The following is a 17,494-nucleotide window of genomic DNA, read 5'->3' as shown; positions in this document are numbered from 1 at the left end:
TATCAAAAAAATTATAACTAAATATTGCGTGTCAGGATGCCATCTCATCTATCGGTGGCATTGTCCCAGAATGCATCGCGATCACTGAAATTTTACATCTTCGTTTTTTCAGCGTTGTCCTTTTACTTTCGCACTGAATAATAACGAGCGAAAATAAATCATCGGCATGAAAATTTAGTTATTTTTGTGTTAATTGAGTAAAAAAACGATATCAATAATGTCAATAGGTGGTTGAAACGTTGTTTATTGCGCTTTTGGGATAGGGTTTTTATTAACTTGTTGAAATAAAACAAAATAAATATGTTTTATTGCTAAGGACAAAAAAAGACACATCCTGTTGTAAATATTCGTAAGCCCTTTTATGTGAGTCATATCACAGATTGGAGGCCTTTAGTCATTAATGACACCAGACATGAGTCGTGAGGATTGTTAGTAAAAACGGGGCTTCAGAAAGAAATTTAAATAATTGTTCACCTTTTCGCTACTTATCGATTGAATTCGCAGGTATGACCCGTATAATTTGCTCGTTTTTTGCTGCTTGACTCAGTGGTGTAAAGGCAGTTTTATACGTCATTCGGTATACCTCTGAAAAGGTACGGAGAGAGCAAACGTCATGCCTGTATCCCTTTACAGCGGAAAAGTAGCCTTAAGGCTGCTGTTGCTACAGTTAGTGACTTTTGCTTTGTTGAGTGCTGCTTTCAGCCTCAATAGCGTCAACGCTGCTGCTTCTGCATTAGGCGGAGGATTGGCAGCCTGGTTACCGAATGTGTTGTTTGTGCTGTTTACCTTGCGTCATCAGTCACACAAGCCTGCTGATGGGCGAGTGGCCTGGTCATTCGCGATTGGCGAAGCGCTCAAGGTATTTATCACCATTGCGCTGTTAGTGGTGGCGTTAGGCGTGTTTAAAGCGGCATTCTTTCCGCTTGGCCTGACTTATTTATCGGTGCTGGTTATGCAGATCGTGGCACCGGCCGTAATTAATCGTTACCGTAATTAACAACAAAAGGGTAAGAGACATCATGGCTGCTGGAGAAATCTCTACTCCGCAAGAGTATATCGGTCACCACTTGCAGCATTTGCAGGTCGGGACGGGTTTTTGGTCGATCAACGTCGATTCGATGTTTTTCTCCATCGCTCTTGGGGTCCTCTTTCTGGTTATCTTTCACCGCGTAGCGAAACGTGCGACCAGCGGTGTGCCAGGTAAGCTGCAAACGGCTGTCGAACTGATTATCGGCTTCGTTGATGGCACCGTACGCGATATGTTCCATGGCAAAAGCAAACTGATTGCTCCTCTGGCACTGACCATTTTCGTCTGGGTTTTCCTGATGAACCTGATGGACCTGCTGCCTATCGATCTGTTGCCACAAGCCTGGGCGGGTATCTATAGCCTGCTGGGATACGATCCGGCGCATGCTTATCTGCGTGCTGTACCGACGGCTGACGTGAACATCACGCTGTCGATGGCGCTTGGGGTGTTTGTTCTGGTTCTGTTCTACAGCATCAAAATGAAGGGTCTCGGTGGTTTTGTTAAAGAACTGACCATGCAGCCGTTCAACCATCCAGTATTTATTCCTATCAACCTGATTCTTGAAGGTGTCAGCCTGCTGTCCAAACCTATTTCCTTAGGCTTGCGACTGTTTGGCAATATGTATGCGGGTGAGTTGATCTTCATCCTGATTGCCGGTCTGTTGCCGTGGTGGTCACAATGGCTGTTAAATGTGCCTTGGGCTATTTTCCACATTTTGATTATTACGCTTCAGGCTTTTATTTTCATGGTTCTGACGGTTGTTTATCTCTCGATGGCATCTGAAGAGCATTGATTTTCTTTCAACAAATAACGTTTTTAACTGAAACAAACTGGAGACTGTCATGGAAAACCTGAGTGTGGATCTGCTGTACATGGCTGCCGCGTTAATGATGGGTTTGGCGGCAATCGGTGCTGCGATCGGTATCGGCATTCTGGGTGGTAAATTCTTGGAAGGTGCTGCTCGTCAGCCTGACCTGATTCCTTTACTGCGTACACAGTTCTTTATCGTCATGGGTCTGGTTGACGCCATCCCGATGATCGCTGTTGGTCTGGGGCTGTATGTGATGTTTGCGGTGGCCTAAGCAGAATGTTTTCTGCTGAGGTTAAAACATCAACTTATTTAACTTTGAAAGAGGCATTGTGCTGTGAATATTAATGCAACAATCCTCGGCCAGGCCATTGCGTTCGTCCTGTTTGTCTGGTTCTGCATGAAGTATGTATGGCCGCCGATGATGGCAGCCATCGAGAAACGTCAGAAAGAAATTGCTGACGGTCTGGCTTCTGCTGAACGTGCCAAAAAAGATTTGAACTTGGCTCAGGCCAATGCGACAGATCAACTGAAGAAAGCCAAAGCGGATGCTCAGGTTATCATCGAGCAGGCGAACAAACGCCGTGCTCAGATCCTGGATGAGGCGAAAGCTGAAGCGGAAGCTGAACGTAACAAGATTGTGGCGCAGGCGCAGGCTGAAATCGAAGCCGAACGTAAACGTGCTCGTGAAGAGCTGCGTAAGCAAGTTGCCGTATTGGCGATTGCCGGTGCCGAGAAAATTATTGAACGTTCCGTGGATGAAGCTGCTAACAGCGACATCGTTGATAAACTGGTCGCTGAACTGTAAGGAGGGAGGGGCTGATGTCTGAATTTGTCACGGTAGCTCGCCCCTACGCCAAAGCAGCTTTTGACTTTGCGGTTGAGAATCAGGCCTTGGATCGCTGGCAGAACATGCTGGCATTTTCGGCCGAAGTGGCGCGCAATGAGCAGATTGCCGAGTTGCTTTCTGGTGCGGTTGCACCGATTGAGCTGGCGAAAACATTTATTGCCGTTTGTGGTGATCAACTTGATGAAGCCGGTCAGAACCTGATTAAGGTGATGGCCGAAAACGGACGTTTACCAGTGCTTCCTGAAGTACTGGAACAATTTATTCAACTGCGGGCAACTCTGGAATCGACGGTTGACGTCGATGTGATTTCTGCCAGCACGTTGAGTGAGCAGCAGCAATCAAAGATCGCTGCCGCTATGGAAAAACGTCTGTCACGCAAAGTGAAGCTGAATTGCAAAATTGATAAGTCTGTCATGGCCGGCGTGGTTATCCGCGCGGGCGATATGGTGATAGATGGCAGCATTCGCGGTCGTCTGGAACGTCTGGCAGACGTCTTGCAGTCTTAAGGGGACTGGAGCATGCAACTGAATTCCACCGAAATCAGCGAACTGATCAAGCAGCGCATTGCTCAGTTCAATGTGGTGAGCGAAGCTCACAATGAAGGTACTATTGTTTCCGTCAGCGACGGAATCATCCGCGTCCACGGTCTGGCAGACGTGATGCAGGGAGAGATGATCTCTCTGCCGGGTAACCGTTATGCGATCGCACTGAACCTGGAGCGCGACTCCGTTGGTGCGGTAGTTATGGGTCCGTATGCGGATCTGGCTGAAGGCATGAAAGTAAAATGCACCGGCCGTATTCTTGAAGTTCCAGTTGGCCGCGGCCTGCTGGGTCGTGTGGTCAACACACTGGGCGCACCGATTGACGGTAAAGGCGCATTGGATCACGACGGTTTCTCTGCGGTTGAAGCGATTGCGCCTGGCGTTATCGAACGTCAGTCCGTTGATGAGCCAGTACAAACGGGCTATAAGTCCGTTGATGCCATGATTCCAATTGGTCGTGGTCAGCGTGAGCTGATTATCGGTGACCGTCAGACGGGTAAAACCGCACTGGCCATCGATGCCATCATCAACCAGCGTGATTCCGGTATCAAATGTGTGTACGTCGCTATCGGCCAGAAAGCTTCCACGATTTCTAACGTGGTACGTAAACTGGAAGAGCACGGCGCACTGGAAAACACCATTGTTGTTGTTGCTACCGCGTCTGAATCTGCGGCTCTGCAATATCTGGCGCCGTATGCTGGTTGTGCAATGGGCGAGTACTTCCGTGACCGCGGTGAAGATGCGCTGATTATTTATGATGACCTGTCTAAACAGGCCGTTGCTTATCGTCAGATTTCTCTGCTGCTTCGCCGTCCGCCAGGTCGTGAAGCTTATCCTGGTGACGTTTTCTATCTCCACTCCCGTTTGCTGGAGCGTGCATCGCGTGTTAACGCCGATTACGTTGAAGCATTCACCAAGGGTGAAGTGAAAGGGAAAACCGGTTCGTTGACCGCTCTGCCGATCATCGAAACGCAAGCGGGTGACGTTTCTGCGTTCGTTCCGACCAACGTAATTTCTATTACCGATGGTCAGATCTTCCTGGAATCCAACCTGTTTAACGCCGGTATTCGTCCTGCGGTTAACCCAGGGATCTCCGTATCCCGTGTGGGTGGTGCAGCACAGACCAAGATCATGAAGAAACTGTCCGGTGGTATTCGTACCGCGCTGGCACAGTACCGTGAACTGGCAGCGTTCTCTCAGTTCGCTTCCGATCTTGATGATGCAACCCGTAAGCAGTTGAGCCACGGTCAGAAAGTGACCGAGCTGTTGAAACAGAAACAGTATGCGCCGATGTCTGTCGCACAGCAGTCTCTGGTTCTGTTTGCGGCGGAACGTGGTTATCTGGAAGATGTTGAGCTGTCGAAAGTCGGTAGCTTTGAAGCGGCACTGTTGGCTTATGCTGACCGTGAGCATGGCGAACTTCTGCAACAAATCGACCAGACTGGCGCTTATAACGATGAGATCGAGGGCAAGTTTAAAGGCATCCTCGATACTTTTAAGGCAACCCAGTCCTGGTAACGCCCGGTGGCCTGCTGTAAAGCAGGCCGCAAGGCTTTGAGGAGAAGCAAAGATGGCCGGCGCAAAAGAGATACGTAGTAAGATCGCAAGCGTCCAAAATACGCAGAAGATCACCAAAGCAATGGAAATGGTCGCCGCTTCCAAAATGCGTAAATCGCAGGATCGTATGGCGGCCAGCCGTCCTTATGCGGAAACCATACGCAATGTGATTGGTCACCTTGCGTTAGGAAATCTGGAATATAAACACCCGTACCTGGAAGAACGCGATGTTAAGCGCGTTGGGTATTTGGTGGTGTCTACTGACCGTGGCCTGTGCGGTGGTTTGAACATTAACCTGTTCAAGAAACTGCTGGCTGATATGAAATCCTGGAGCGACAAAGGCGTTGAAACTGATTTAGCGCTGGTTGGTTCCAAAGCGGTTTCTTTCTTCGGTTCGGTAGGCGGAAACATTGTTGCTCAGGTTACCGGTATGGGGGATAACCCTTCCGTATCAGAATTGATCGGCCCGGTTAAAGTTATGCTGCAAGCCTATGACGAAGGTCGTCTGGACAAGCTGTATATCGTCAGCAACAAGTTTATTAATACCATGTCTCAGGAACCGCTTGTTGTTCAAGTGTTACCGTTACCGCCTTCGGATGACGGTGAGTTGAAGAAGAAAGCCTGGGATTACCTGTATGAACCCGATCCTAAGTCGCTGCTGGATACCCTGCTGCGCCGTTATGTAGAATCTCAGGTTTATCAGGGCGTCGTAGAAAATCTGGCTAGTGAGCAGGCCGCGCGAATGGTTGCGATGAAAGCCGCGACCGATAACGGCGGTAGCCTGATCAAAGAGCTGCAGTTGGTATACAACAAGGCTCGTCAGGCCAGCATCACCCAGGAACTCACCGAAATCGTCGGGGGAGCCTCCGCGGTTTAAGCAGGTTTACGAATTACGTATTGTCGAATTACGTAGAGGATTCAAGATGGCTACTGGAAAGATTATCCAGGTAATCGGCGCCGTGGTGGACGTCGAGTTCCCGCAAGATGCCGTACCGAAAGTGTACGATGCGCTTGAGGTAGAGAACGGCGCTGAAAAACTGGTGCTGGAAGTGCAGCAGCAGTTGGGCGGCGGCATTGTTCGTTGTATCGCAATGGGTTCTTCTGACGGCCTGCGTCGCGGGTTGAACGTGAATAACCTGGACCACCCGATCGAAGTACCGGTAGGTAAAGCAACGCTGGGTCGTATCATGAACGTATTGGGTGACCCAATCGACATGAAAGGCGACATCGGCGAAGAAGAGCGTTGGGCTATCCACCGTTCAGCTCCAAGCTATGAAGAGCTGTCAAACTCACAGGAACTGCTGGAAACCGGCATCAAGGTTATCGACCTGATGTGTCCGTTTGCCAAGGGCGGTAAAGTGGGTCTGTTCGGTGGTGCGGGTGTAGGTAAAACCGTAAACATGATGGAGCTGATCCGTAACATCGCGATCGAGCACTCCGGTTACTCCGTGTTTGCAGGCGTAGGTGAGCGTACCCGTGAAGGTAACGACTTCTACCACGAAATGACCGACTCCAACGTAATCGATAAAGTATCACTGGTGTATGGCCAGATGAACGAGCCGCCGGGTAACCGTCTGCGCGTAGCATTGACCGGTCTGACCATGGCGGAAAAATTCCGTGATGAAGGCCGTGACGTACTGCTGTTCGTCGATAACATCTACCGTTATACCCTGGCTGGTACGGAAGTATCCGCACTGCTGGGTCGTATGCCTTCTGCGGTAGGTTATCAGCCGACGCTGGCGGAAGAGATGGGCGTTCTGCAAGAACGTATCACCTCAACCAAAACCGGTTCTATCACCTCCGTTCAGGCCGTTTACGTTCCTGCGGATGACTTGACTGACCCGTCACCAGCTACCACCTTTGCTCACTTGGATGCAACCGTGGTACTGAGCCGTCAGATCGCTTCTCTGGGTATCTACCCGGCCGTTGACCCGCTGGATTCCACCAGCCGTCAGTTGGATCCGCTGGTTGTTGGTCAGGAACACTATGATGTTGCTCGTGGCGTGCAGTCTATTCTGCAACGTTACCAGGAACTGAAAGACATCATCGCGATTCTGGGTATGGACGAGCTGTCTGAAGAAGACAAGCTGGTAGTATCCCGTGCGCGTAAGATTCAGCGCTTCCTGTCTCAGCCGTTCTTCGTAGCGGAAGTATTTACCGGTTCTCCGGGCAAATACGTTTCCCTGAAAGACACTATCCGTGGCTTTAAAGGGATTATGGAAGGCGAATACGACCACCTGCCAGAGCAGGCGTTCTACATGGTTGGTTCCATTGAAGAAGTCGTGGAAAAAGCCAAGAAACTGTAACGCCTTGTAGGAGGGTGACATGGCTATGACTTACCATCTGGATGTCGTGAGTGCAGAACAGCAAATGTTCTCCGGTCTGGTGCAGAAGATCCAGGTAACGGGGAGCGAAGGCGAACTGGGTATTTATCCGGGACATGCCCCTCTGCTCACTGCCATTAAGCCGGGTATGATTCGTATCGTTAAGCAGCACGGTGAAGAAGAGTATATCTATCTTTCTGGCGGCGTCCTTGAGGTGCAGCCGAATATGGTCACCGTACTGTCTGATACCGCTATCCGTGGGCAGGATCTGGATGAAGCACGTGCGCTGGAAGCGAAACGCAAAGCTGAAGATCATATCCGCAATTCGCATGGCGATGTGGATTATGCTCAGGCTTCCGCAGAGCTGACTAAAGCGATTGCGAAGCTGCGTGTTATCGAGCTGACCAGAAAAGCGATGTAACAGATAAGCTTGCAATAATTGAAGGCCAGTCAGTTCACACTGACTGGCCTTTTTTATTTAAGCTGAGGTTATACGCCGAGATAAAAAATGCCTGCAAGAGCAGGCATTCAGATCGTAGACAAACCTATTTACCGAACGAAAACGGTAGTAACGGAATAGAAGAGTAAAGCGTTTGCGCCAGGGATGGCGCAAGCCGAGCGCACACGGATGTGTTTACAGCGTCTTTACGATCTATCCGTTACTACCGCGCTCGACGCGTTTTATTAGCAACCCCACCTTATTAGGCGGGGTTTATTTGAAGTGACTTATTTTTTCTTCAGGAAGTCGCCAAGTACCAGATTGCCTTTGGCATCACGCGTAAACGTCTCAGGGATGGCTACCGACACGAAATTATTTACGGTGATTTCCTTACCTTGCGCGTTAACCGAACGGTCGCCTTTGATGAAATAGTTGGTGTTATCGATATTGCCGACAACCGCATCATCATATTTACCCGCTTTGGTTTTCAGCGAAACGTTGTTCTTGAAGACGCCCTGTTTTTCCGGGCCAGAGTAAGGGCTTGGACGGAAAATGAAGTTAAAGCGTTCGTTATCTAACGCGATGTTGTCTTCAACGATCAATGCACCAGGGTTGAAGTTGTCAGTGAAACCATCAAGTTTGTTGCCTACAGCAATGCTATTTTTGACCTGATGCGCCACTGGCTGGCCTTCGCCACCCATTTTGAAGCCGTTGCTGGTGTTGTTCATGGCAATTGAATTCTCGATCACCACAACGCCGTTTGCGCCGTCTTCAATTTTGTTAAACAGGTCAAAGCCGTCATCGATGTTGTTGTGCGAGAACGCGCCGCGAATCACGTTGCCTTCACCCACACGCATTTTCACCGCGAAGCCGTCGGCGTTAATTTTACCTGGGTCCTGATTGCTGTGAGATTCTGAATTCAGAATCAGGTTATGGCTGGCCCACAGTGGTCTACCCACATCACCAGTCGAGGTCACTTGAATACCGGTATCGTCAGCGTGGTGGGCCAGAACGCGTTCGATGGTGTTGTAGCTTCCTTCGATACGGAACGGTTTCTCTGTGATTTCAATCCCTTTAACATGCCAATGGCTCGCTTTCAGCTGTAGGCCATGAATCACGGCTTTATTGCCGACAGCAAACAGGTTCTTAACGGTTTTTTGCTGACCGCTGGCGCTGACAGGGATTTCAGTTGCGCTGTAATCACCATCGTTGAGCCAGATTGTGCCACCAGCTGGCAGAGCGGCGACGGCGCTGGCTAAATCGATCGGTGCATTTTTACTGCCGTCATTGCTGGCTGAACCTTGTGGCGAAACATACAGATTTTTAGCGTCTGCATAAGCCACTCTTTCAACCTTGAACGTACTCTCTTTTACGGCTTTATCATCGCCTTCCGCAGGCTGGTAGGCAATTTTGAACTCAGCACCGTTAGCGGCAATTTTCGCTGGCAGAGATAAGGTTTCTCCCGCTTTTACCTGCTTCGCATCACCCAGAGATTTACCGTCTTGCGAAACCGCGATCGTGCCATCGTAATTGGCTCTTGCCTGAACCACATAGTGTTCGCTGGTGGTTTTAGGCGATGACATCACCTGAAGCAAAGGATCATAGGCCTTAGCCTTGAACTCCGGTGACGCTTTGGTTTGCGCTGGCGTTGTCGTCAACTGTGCATTGCTGACGGTGATTTTTGCGTTACGGGAAGCAAAGAAACCGACGTAGTAGTGGTCTTTATCCAGCTTGGTGACGGCATCTGCGCCTTTAACTTCTTTTGATACCCAGTTATCCGTGCCTTTCGGCGCATAAGAGGTAATAAAGCCGTCGTTGGTACGTTCCAGTTTCAGACGGAACGTTGGCGTTTGCTCCAGATTCACATTTTCCTGGTAGCTGGTCTTGGTAATTTTCGCGCCGGCATTGCCCCACGGCTGTGTGACGCCATTACGCAAAATAGCCTGCAGCTTGATTTCGGTATGAGACTTCTTATCCTGCGTCATGATGGCGTTCATCACCATGTTGGATGCCGCAGGGAATTCCTCATACCCTTCTTTCAGCGGTTCCTGACGTGGCACGCCAATAATATCGCGCACCAGAATCCCCGCCCCTTCCTGAGCAGCAGGCTTGGCGCCGTTTTCTGGCCCAAACTGTTCCACGGTAATATCAGACTGAAGCGTAAAATTCACATTTGCAGGCAGCTGCGTATAGAAGAACGTCAGCCCGTCATGGGTGTTGGCAATCTTTCCGCCACGACTTTCGATCGTGATAGGTGCGGACAAATCAGCGTTATCCCCCGGTGCTAATTTTTTGCCGTTAATGGTGACGTCGTTAACACCAATTTTTTCCGGCAGGACATTGGATGAGAAGTTTACGTCTGTTGATTGACCAAAGGCGATGCCGTGCCAGACAGGGGTTGATTCTGTCGCGGCGTGTGTACTAAAGCTAAAGAGTAATGCATTCGTCAACGCGACGGCTGCGAGGCGTGAAGAACGGTGTTTCCGTAATGAATCACATTTTTGTGAAGAACAACGTTTCATTGTATCTCCTTCGTTATTGAATTATTTGCCCGCGTATATTGCTATAAATGAAACGCTGTTTCTTTTGTGTATGTCACAAATGGAAATACTTAAAAACAAAGTCTGTTTTTTATGAAACCCTGTGTCATTTCTGTTTAGGTTGAGAGTATGGTGCTTGTATCTTCTTCTCGTGAACATTCGTCGTTTTGAGCGAGATTTTCAGAAAAAACTCACCAAAAAGTATCCGCGTTGAGCATGAGTTTCGGTAAACTCTGGTTATTCATGCCGTAACAGGCTAGCCATTTTATTCTTGCGGAGCGGTGGCTCCGTACTGTCAGGATACTTATGTCAAATAGTGCGATGAGTGTGGTGATCCTTGCTGCGGGTAAAGGAACCCGTATGTATTCCGACCTTCCCAAGGTGCTGCATAAACTGGCGGGTAAACCGATGGTTCAGCACGTTATTGACGCTGCGATGACGACAGGCGCACAGCACGTTCATCTGGTCTATGGCCACGGCGGCGATTTGCTAAAACGTGAATTGGCCGATCCGGCGTTGAACTGGGTATTGCAGGCAGAACAGCTGGGAACCGGGCATGCGATGCAGCAAGCCGCACCTCATTTTGCTGATGATGAAGATATCTTGATGTTGTATGGCGATGTGCCGCTGATTTCATCGCAAACGCTGGGGCGTTTACGTGAGGCTAAGCCGCAGGGCGGTATCGGTCTGTTGACGGTGAAGCTGGACGATCCGACGGGCTATGGGCGAATTGTGCGTGAAAAAGGTGCTGTCGTCGGGATCGTCGAGCACAAAGATGCCAGCGAAGAACTGCGCCAGATTAACGAAATCAATACCGGTATTCTGATCGCGAACGGCAAGGATCTGAAGCGTTGGTTAAGCCAGTTGAATAACAACAACGCACAGGGCGAGTTTTACATCACCGATATTATTGCGATGGCAGCGGAAGAAGGTCAGCGTGTCGAAGCGGTCCATCCCGAGCGACTGAGCGAAGTTGAGGGCGTCAATAACCGTCTGCAACTGTCGGCGCTGGAGCGAGTTTATCTGCGTGAACAGGCAGATAAGCTGCTGCTGGCGGGGGTGATGCTGCTCGATCCGGCTCGATTTGATCTGCGTGGCGAACTGGCTCATGGTCGCGATGTCGTGATTGATATCAATGTGGTCGTGGAAGGCAATGTTAAGCTGGGTAACCGAGTGAAAATCGGTGCTGGTTGCGTGATCAAAAACTGCATCATTGGCGATGACAGTGAGATCAGCCCTTATTCCGTGTTGGAAGATGCAGTACTAGAAGCACAGTGTACCGTTGGCCCATTTGCCCGCCTGCGTCCAGGCTCGGAACTGGCTGAGGGCGCGCATGTTGGCAACTTTGTCGAACTGAAAAAAGCGCGTTTAGGTAAAGGATCAAAAGCGGGTCACCTTAGCTATTTGGGTGATGCGGATATCGGTTCCGGTGTTAATATTGGCGCGGGAACGATCACCTGTAATTATGACGGCGCGAATAAACATAAAACGATTATTGGTGACGATGTCTTTGTCGGTTCGGATAGTCAACTGGTGGCACCCGTTAGCGTTGCCAGCGGTGCGACTATCGGCGCGGGAACGACGGTGACGCGCGACGTGGCAGAGAATGAGCTGGTGGTCGGCCGCGTGAAACAACGGCATATTTCCGGCTGGCAACGTCCGGTGAAAAAGAAATAATATTCAATGCCTCTGCACGCAGCGGAGGCAGTTTTGTCCTGTACTTTGGCCGATCCCCTGTGTGGGTCGATCCCAGAGTACAGAACAAAACATAATAATCCCCAACTCTCTACAAGGCTCGGGGAACCCGGAAAAACCGGAACAATCAGGTCTAAGACATCCCTGGTGACACAATATGTCACTTTTATAGGAATACCATCGATGTGTGGAATTGTAGGCGCAGTTGCGCAACGTGATGTTGCTGAAATTTTGTTGGAAGGTTTACGCCGTCTTGAGTACCGCGGCTATGACTCTGCGGGTCTGGCGGTTGTTGACAGCGAAGGACATGTCGCCCGTTTGCGCCGTCTGGGGAAAGTGCAGGTGCTGTCTCAGGCAGCCGAAGAGCATGAACTGCACGGCGGTACCGGCATTGCTCATACCCGTTGGGCAACGCATGGCGAACCTTCTGAAGAGAACGCACACCCGCATGTTTCTGAACATATCACTATCGTTCATAACGGCATTATCGAAAACCACGAGCCGCTGCGCGAACTGTTGATCGGTCGCGGCTATCGTTTTGTCTCCGAAACCGATACGGAAGTGGTTGCCCATCTGGTTCATTTCGAACAGCAGCAGAATGGCGGAACGCTGGTTGAAATCGTTAAGCGCGTGATCCCACAGCTGCGCGGTGCGTATGGCATGGTGGTGTTGGATAACCGTGACCCAAGCGTATTGGTTGCCGCTCGTTCTGGTAGCCCGCTGGTGATTGGCCGTGGTGTTGGTGAAAACTTCATCGCCTCCGATCAGCTGGCGTTGCTGCCTGTGACGCGTCGCTTTATGTTCCTGGAAGAAGGCGACATCGCGGAAATCACCCGTCGTGATGTGCGCGTGTTTGATAAATCCGGCCAGCTTGCCGCACGCGAAGAAATTGAATCAAAAGTGAATTACGATGCCGGTGACAAAGGCGCGTATCGTCACTACATGCAAAAAGAGATTTACGAACAGCCGATGGCGATCAAGAACACCCTTGAAGGGCGTTTCAGCCACGGTGAGATCAATCTGTCTGAGTTAGGCCCGAAAGCGGATGAGCTGCTGGCGAAGGTTGAACACGTTCAGATTATTGCCTGCGGGACGTCCTACAACTCCGGTATGGTTTCCCGCTACTGGTTTGAAGCACTGGCCGGGATTCCGTGCGACGTGGAGATTGCTTCCGAATTCCGCTACCGCAAACCTGCCGTGCGTAAGAACAGCCTGATGATTACCCTGTCTCAATCCGGTGAAACGGCGGATACGCTGGCAGCACTGCGTTTGTCCAAAGAGCTGGGCTATCTGGGATCGCTGGCTATCTGTAACGTTGCGGGCTCCTCGCTGGTGCGTGAATCCGATCTGGCGCTGATGACCAAAGCGGGCGTAGAGATTGGCGTGGCCTCAACCAAAGCCTTTACTACTCAGCTTACCGTTCTGCTGATGCTGGTGGCGCGTGTTGGCCGCCTGCGCGGTATGGATGCAAAAATTGAGCATGAAATCGTTCATGGTTTGCAGGCGTTGCCAGCGCGTATTGAGCAGATGCTGTCTCAGGACAAGCTCATCGAAGCTCTGGCGGAAGGTTTCTCTGACAAGCACCATGCGCTGTTCCTCGGCCGTGGCGATCAGTACCCGATCGCGATGGAAGGGGCGCTGAAGCTGAAAGAGATCTCTTACATCCACGCGGAAGCCTATGCGGCAGGCGAGCTGAAACACGGCCCGCTGGCGCTGATTGATGCTGATATGCCGGTTGTCGTCGTGGCACCGAACAACGAGCTGTTGGAGAAATTGAAATCCAACATTGAAGAAGTTCGGGCGCGCGGCGGTGAGCTGTATGTCTTCGCTGACGAAGATGCGGGTTTCACCAGCAGCGAAAATATGAAGATTATTCCACTGCCGCATATCGAAGAAGTGATTGCGCCAATCTTCTATACGGTGCCGTTGCAGCTGCTGTCTTATCACGTCGCGCTGATTAAAGGCACCGATGTCGATCAGCCACGTAACCTGGCGAAATCCGTTACGGTAGAGTAACTTTCCGGTATTTTGTTCGTCACGATCGTCCGCCTTATGTCGCAAAGCATAAGGCGGATTTTTTTATATCCATTTTTTAATTGTGATTATTGTTCTGCCTCACACTACAGATATCTGTTTGATAAAAACCTGAGGCAGGGAACCATGTTTCTTTTGTCAGGTTATCTCTATTTTGTGTAAAATAGTTTTAATGATGCATTAATTTTACATCTTGCATCAGAGACGAATTCTTTTTTGGCAGTGATGTTTTTGTTTGATAGGGATTTTATGAAAAAACAGATTATTTTCGCCGCTTTAGTCTCTGTTCTTATATTGACGGGTTGTGCTGAGCGTACGGTTCCGGTAGCGAATGTGACACAGTCCATCGCTGGGCAGCACACCACTGAACAGGTAAAGAATGCCATTATTGAAGCAGGGCAAAAGCGTAAGTGGGCAATGACTCAGGCTTATGTCGGTGCGATTGATGGCCGTCTGGTTCAGCGTAGCCATGTGGCAAATGTTCGCATTACCTATTCGCAAACCAGTTATTCCATCAGCTATGTTGGAAGTGAGAATTTGTTGGCAGGAGGTGGGAAGATTCACCGAAATTATAATAATTGGATAAAAAGTCTGGATCATGAAATTCAATTAACACTTGCCGGTCAACAGATTAAATAATTTTAATAGTCGGATATCTTCATTGCTATCCGACTCTATTTTTTTGTTGTTCTTTTCTGATCATTTTTGTCCGACCTCAAGGGAAAAGTCAGTGTATTACGGATATGACAAAGATAATGTCAGCGCGCTGGATGCTATTACTGAAGCGCAGCGAATTGCGTTTGCCCCCATGCTGTTTCAGGCTGCTATCAATCTGCGTAACCACGGTATTTTAGATTTTCTGGATAAGCGCGGTCATCAGGGAGCCAATCTTGATGACATCGTTGCCATTACCTCATTAAATCGTTACGCCGTTGAACTGCTGCTGGATGTCGGGCTGAGTGGCCGCATTATTATCCAGAAAGAGGAAACCTACGCGCTGGCTAAAATTGGTCATTATCTGCTCCATGACCGCATGACGCGCGTCAACATGGATTTTACACAGGATGTTTGTTATCAGGGGATGTTTTACCTTGATGAGGCGTTGGCAAAAAATGAACCTTCAGGATTAAAAGTCTTTGGTGAGTGGCCGACAATATATCCAGCGTTAAGCCAACTGCCGCCGCAGGCAAAGTCGAGTTGGTTTGCATTCGATCATTTCTATTCCGATGCCGCATTTGATGCTGCCTTGCCGCATGTCTTCCAGTTAAAGCCAAAACATCTCTACGATGTCGGCGGGAATACCGGTAAATGGGCAATGCGCTGCTATGACTACGATCGTGATGTGAACGTGACGATTTTGGATTTGCCGGAGCAAATTGCGCTGGCGACAGAAAATATTGCAGAAGCAGGGAAATCTGATCGTATTCAGGGCTGTGCTGTCGATATGCTCTCCGATTGCCCGTTGCCGGGTGAAGCGGACATATGGTGGATGAGCCAATTCCTCGACTGTTTTAGCGAAGAACAAATCGTGGCTATCCTGCGTAAAATCGCCGGCGTAATGAAGCCGGATGCCAGGGTCTGCATTTTGGAAATTTTTTGGGATCGTCAGCGGTGGGAAGCTGGGGCTTTTAGCCTGAATGCTTCTTCGCTCTACTTTACCTGTCTCGCCAATGGCACCAGCCGTTTCTATGCGGCCAGACGATTTTTACCTTTACTAGAGCAGGCTGGATTTATCGTTGAAAATCAAATCGATAATATTGGTATTGGTCACACGCTGCTGATCTGTAAAAAGCGATAATAAAATAGCGGACGTAAACGGGAAATTGCAGCGATAACGCCGAAATAGGTCGGACTGGAAGAAGGCAGTATGAGATTAGCATTTTCAATCATTGATTGGCAGGCCAGCGCGCCGGGCCTCAGCAGCGCGGACGATTGGCTGAATTGGTCGCGGGTGTCTGCTGCTATCAATGCTGAGCAACCTTTGGATAAATGTCGACATTTACCCATGATGATGGCTCGTCGCCTCAATCAAGGGAGCCGTTTGGCGGTCGATAGTGGGTTAGCGCTACTGCGTCGCCAGTCGGTGGATGCCATTGTCTTCACCTCGCGCCACGGCGAGCTGGAACGCAACCTGAATATCCTGAAGGCGCTGTCAGAAAATGAGAATATTTCTCCTACTGATTTTGCGATGTCGGTACACAACGCGGCAGTGGGAAGCCTGACGATTACGGCAAAAGCCCCGCTGGTTTCTACGTCGATTGCCGCAGGAATGGACTCTTTCCAGCAAGGCCTTATCGAAGCGAAGGCATTACAGGCTGCGGGATACCGCAATGTTCTATTGGTTGATTTTGATGGCGCGATCCCTGATTTCTACCACCCACATGTTTCGGCAGATATGCCTCGCTACCCCTACGCCGTCGCCCTATTGCTAGGGGAGGGTGATGAAATGGTGTGTGAATCGCGACCTCAGGTGGAATGTCACCGCGGCGATTCACCACAAAGCCTGTTGTTCTTGCAGGCTTTTCTTGCCGAGAAACCGAGTTTTTCCCTATCTGGCGAACGCGTTGACTGGACGTGGGAGAGAAGGGATGTCTGAGTCATCGCTGGTGCTTCGTTCTTCGACTTATCTGAATCGTTTATGGCGATTAATGATGACCGGCGTGTGTTTTGCCATGTTTGGCGTTGGCGGCTTACTGCTTTCTCTGGTGTGGTTCAATGTGTTGCTGATTCAGCGTGATACTACTCGCCGCCGCCAGTTGGCTCGCCGCAGCATTTCCGCCAGCTTCCGCTTTTTTTTATGCAGTGCCCGCAGATTAGGGGTGCTGGATTACCACATTGACGGCATCGAAACCTTACAGCGCGATCGCAGCTGTTTGATTGTCGCCAATCACCCGACGTTAATTGACTATGTTTTGCTGGCATCCGTCATGCCAGATGCCGACTGTCTGGTTAAGGCCGATTTACAGAAAAACCTGTTTTTCCGCGGCGTCATTCGTGCGGCGGATTACCTGCTTAACAGCCAGTCTGATGCGCTATTGCCGGACTGTCAGCGACGGCTTGATAACGGTGATGCGATCATTATTTTTCCTGAAGGTACACGTACGCGTTATGGCGAACCCCTTGTCCTGCAACGCGGTGCCGCAAATATTGCGGTGCGTTGCGGCTGTGATTTACGGGTTGTGCATATTCGCTGTAGCCAAAAAACATTGGGAAAACAAAGTCGCTGGTATCACATTCCGCCTGAAAAACCGTGTTTCACGGTGAGCGTACGCGAACGCATCAATAACGACACTTTTATGGCGCCTGAAGAGGCGCGATCCTTGGCGGCTCGCCGTTTGAATCGCCTTTTGCAGCAATCTTTAACACCAGAAAGCTGATCACCATTTGGAAATACATATGGAAAGTATGTTTGTTGAAATCAAAGAGATGATTATCGACTCTCTTAATCTTGAAGATATCAGCGTTGATGAAATAGAAACGGACGCCCCGCTTTTTGGCGAAGGTCTTGGTCTGGATTCTATCGATGCACTTGAACTGGGATTAGCGGTAAAAAACCGTTATGGCGTCGTGCTTTCTGCGGAAAGTGAAGAGGTACGCCAGCACTTCTTTTCCGTTGCAACCCTTGCAGCTTTTATCAACACTCAGCGCGCCGTGAGTGCCTGATAGTAAAATAAAATG

General features: G+C 49.8%; 17 protein-coding genes. 16 read left to right on the top strand and 1 reads right to left on the bottom strand.

The window, feature by feature from the left end:
- Positions 1-613 precede the first annotated feature (613 nt).
- The 9 genes from atpI (at position 614) to QWJ20_RS18425 (ending at position 7,529) form a co-directional block, all read left to right on the top strand.
- A complete protein-coding gene (atpI, locus tag QWJ20_RS18465) occupies positions 614-997 on the top strand; it encodes a F0F1 ATP synthase subunit I (RefSeq protein ID WP_433993181.1) in 384 nt (127 codons plus the stop codon).
- A 22-nt stretch (positions 998-1,019) separates the two neighbouring features.
- Positions 1,020-1,820, top strand: coding sequence for a F0F1 ATP synthase subunit A (gene atpB / locus QWJ20_RS18460; RefSeq protein ID WP_039487786.1), 801 nt, complete (start codon positions 1,020-1,022; stop codon positions 1,818-1,820).
- Positions 1,821-1,869: 49 nt separating this feature from the next.
- The gene (gene atpE, locus QWJ20_RS18455) at positions 1,870-2,109 is read left to right on the top strand and encodes a F0F1 ATP synthase subunit C (RefSeq protein WP_005976545.1); all 240 of its coding nucleotides are present in this window, start codon (positions 1,870-1,872) and stop codon (positions 2,107-2,109) included.
- 63 nt (positions 2,110-2,172) lie between these two features.
- The gene (gene atpF, locus QWJ20_RS18450) at positions 2,173-2,643 is read left to right on the top strand and encodes a F0F1 ATP synthase subunit B (RefSeq protein WP_010681466.1); all 471 of its coding nucleotides are present in this window, start codon (positions 2,173-2,175) and stop codon (positions 2,641-2,643) included.
- A 14-nt stretch (positions 2,644-2,657) separates the two neighbouring features.
- A complete protein-coding gene (atpH, locus tag QWJ20_RS18445; RefSeq protein ID WP_039498322.1) occupies positions 2,658-3,191 on the top strand; it encodes a F0F1 ATP synthase subunit delta in 534 nt (177 codons plus the stop codon).
- Between the two features lie 12 nt (positions 3,192-3,203).
- Positions 3,204-4,745, top strand: coding sequence for a F0F1 ATP synthase subunit alpha (gene atpA, locus QWJ20_RS18440; RefSeq protein WP_005976551.1), 1,542 nt, complete (start codon positions 3,204-3,206; stop codon positions 4,743-4,745).
- Between the two features lie 52 nt (positions 4,746-4,797).
- Positions 4,798-5,661 (top strand): F0F1 ATP synthase subunit gamma, encoded by an 864-nt coding sequence (gene atpG, locus QWJ20_RS18435; RefSeq protein WP_039487788.1) that lies wholly within the window; start codon positions 4,798-4,800, stop codon positions 5,659-5,661.
- Between the two features lie 46 nt (positions 5,662-5,707).
- A complete protein-coding gene (gene atpD, locus QWJ20_RS18430; RefSeq protein WP_039317443.1) occupies positions 5,708-7,090 on the top strand; it encodes a F0F1 ATP synthase subunit beta in 1,383 nt (460 codons plus the stop codon).
- A gap of 19 nt (positions 7,091-7,109) precedes the next feature.
- Complete coding sequence (locus QWJ20_RS18425; RefSeq protein ID WP_005976558.1) at positions 7,110-7,529, top strand: F0F1 ATP synthase subunit epsilon; 420 nt, start codon at positions 7,110-7,112, stop codon at positions 7,527-7,529.
- A 305-nt stretch (positions 7,530-7,834) separates the two neighbouring features.
- On the opposite strand, the gene pelX is transcribed toward QWJ20_RS18425, so the two are convergent.
- Entirely contained in the window at positions 7,835-10,069 is a 2,235-nt protein-coding gene (gene pelX, locus QWJ20_RS18420) for a pectate disaccharide-lyase PelX (RefSeq protein ID WP_433993180.1), read from the bottom strand.
- Positions 10,070-10,393: 324 nt separating this feature from the next.
- On the opposite strand from pelX, the gene glmU reads away from it, so the two are divergent.
- The 7 genes from glmU (at position 10,394) to QWJ20_RS18385 (ending at position 17,479) form a co-directional block, all read left to right on the top strand.
- Complete coding sequence (gene glmU / locus QWJ20_RS18415) at positions 10,394-11,764, top strand: bifunctional UDP-N-acetylglucosamine diphosphorylase/glucosamine-1-phosphate N-acetyltransferase GlmU (protein WP_433993179.1); 1,371 nt, start codon at positions 10,394-10,396, stop codon at positions 11,762-11,764.
- A gap of 201 nt (positions 11,765-11,965) precedes the next feature.
- A complete protein-coding gene (glmS, locus tag QWJ20_RS18410) occupies positions 11,966-13,798 on the top strand; it encodes a glutamine--fructose-6-phosphate transaminase (isomerizing) (protein WP_174869541.1) in 1,833 nt (610 codons plus the stop codon).
- Positions 13,799-14,065: 267 nt separating this feature from the next.
- The gene (locus QWJ20_RS18405) at positions 14,066-14,455 is read left to right on the top strand and encodes a hypothetical protein (RefSeq protein ID WP_095993261.1); all 390 of its coding nucleotides are present in this window, start codon (positions 14,066-14,068) and stop codon (positions 14,453-14,455) included.
- A 91-nt stretch (positions 14,456-14,546) separates the two neighbouring features.
- Entirely contained in the window at positions 14,547-15,614 is a 1,068-nt protein-coding gene (locus QWJ20_RS18400) for an SAM-dependent methyltransferase (RefSeq protein WP_095701075.1), read from the top strand.
- A gap of 69 nt (positions 15,615-15,683) precedes the next feature.
- Complete coding sequence (locus QWJ20_RS18395) at positions 15,684-16,412, top strand: beta-ketoacyl synthase chain length factor (protein WP_433993178.1); 729 nt, start codon at positions 15,684-15,686, stop codon at positions 16,410-16,412.
- Positions 16,405-17,193: a lysophospholipid acyltransferase family protein gene (locus QWJ20_RS18390; protein WP_095701073.1), complete on the top strand. Its 789-nt coding sequence runs from the start codon at positions 16,405-16,407 to the stop codon at positions 17,191-17,193. Before QWJ20_RS18395 ends, QWJ20_RS18390 begins: the two co-directional genes overlap by 8 nt.
- A 19-nt stretch (positions 17,194-17,212) precedes the next feature.
- Entirely contained in the window at positions 17,213-17,479 is a 267-nt protein-coding gene (locus QWJ20_RS18385; RefSeq protein WP_039493950.1) for a phosphopantetheine-binding protein, read from the top strand.
- The last annotated feature ends 15 nt before the right edge of the window (positions 17,480-17,494 follow it).

Source organism: Pectobacterium sp. S5 (assembly GCF_051707265.1).
GTDB lineage: Bacteria > Pseudomonadota > Gammaproteobacteria > Enterobacterales > Enterobacteriaceae > Pectobacterium > Pectobacterium polare.
The sequence above is the reverse complement of the archived record's forward strand: the minus strand, read 5'-3'. Positions and strand labels throughout refer to the sequence as shown.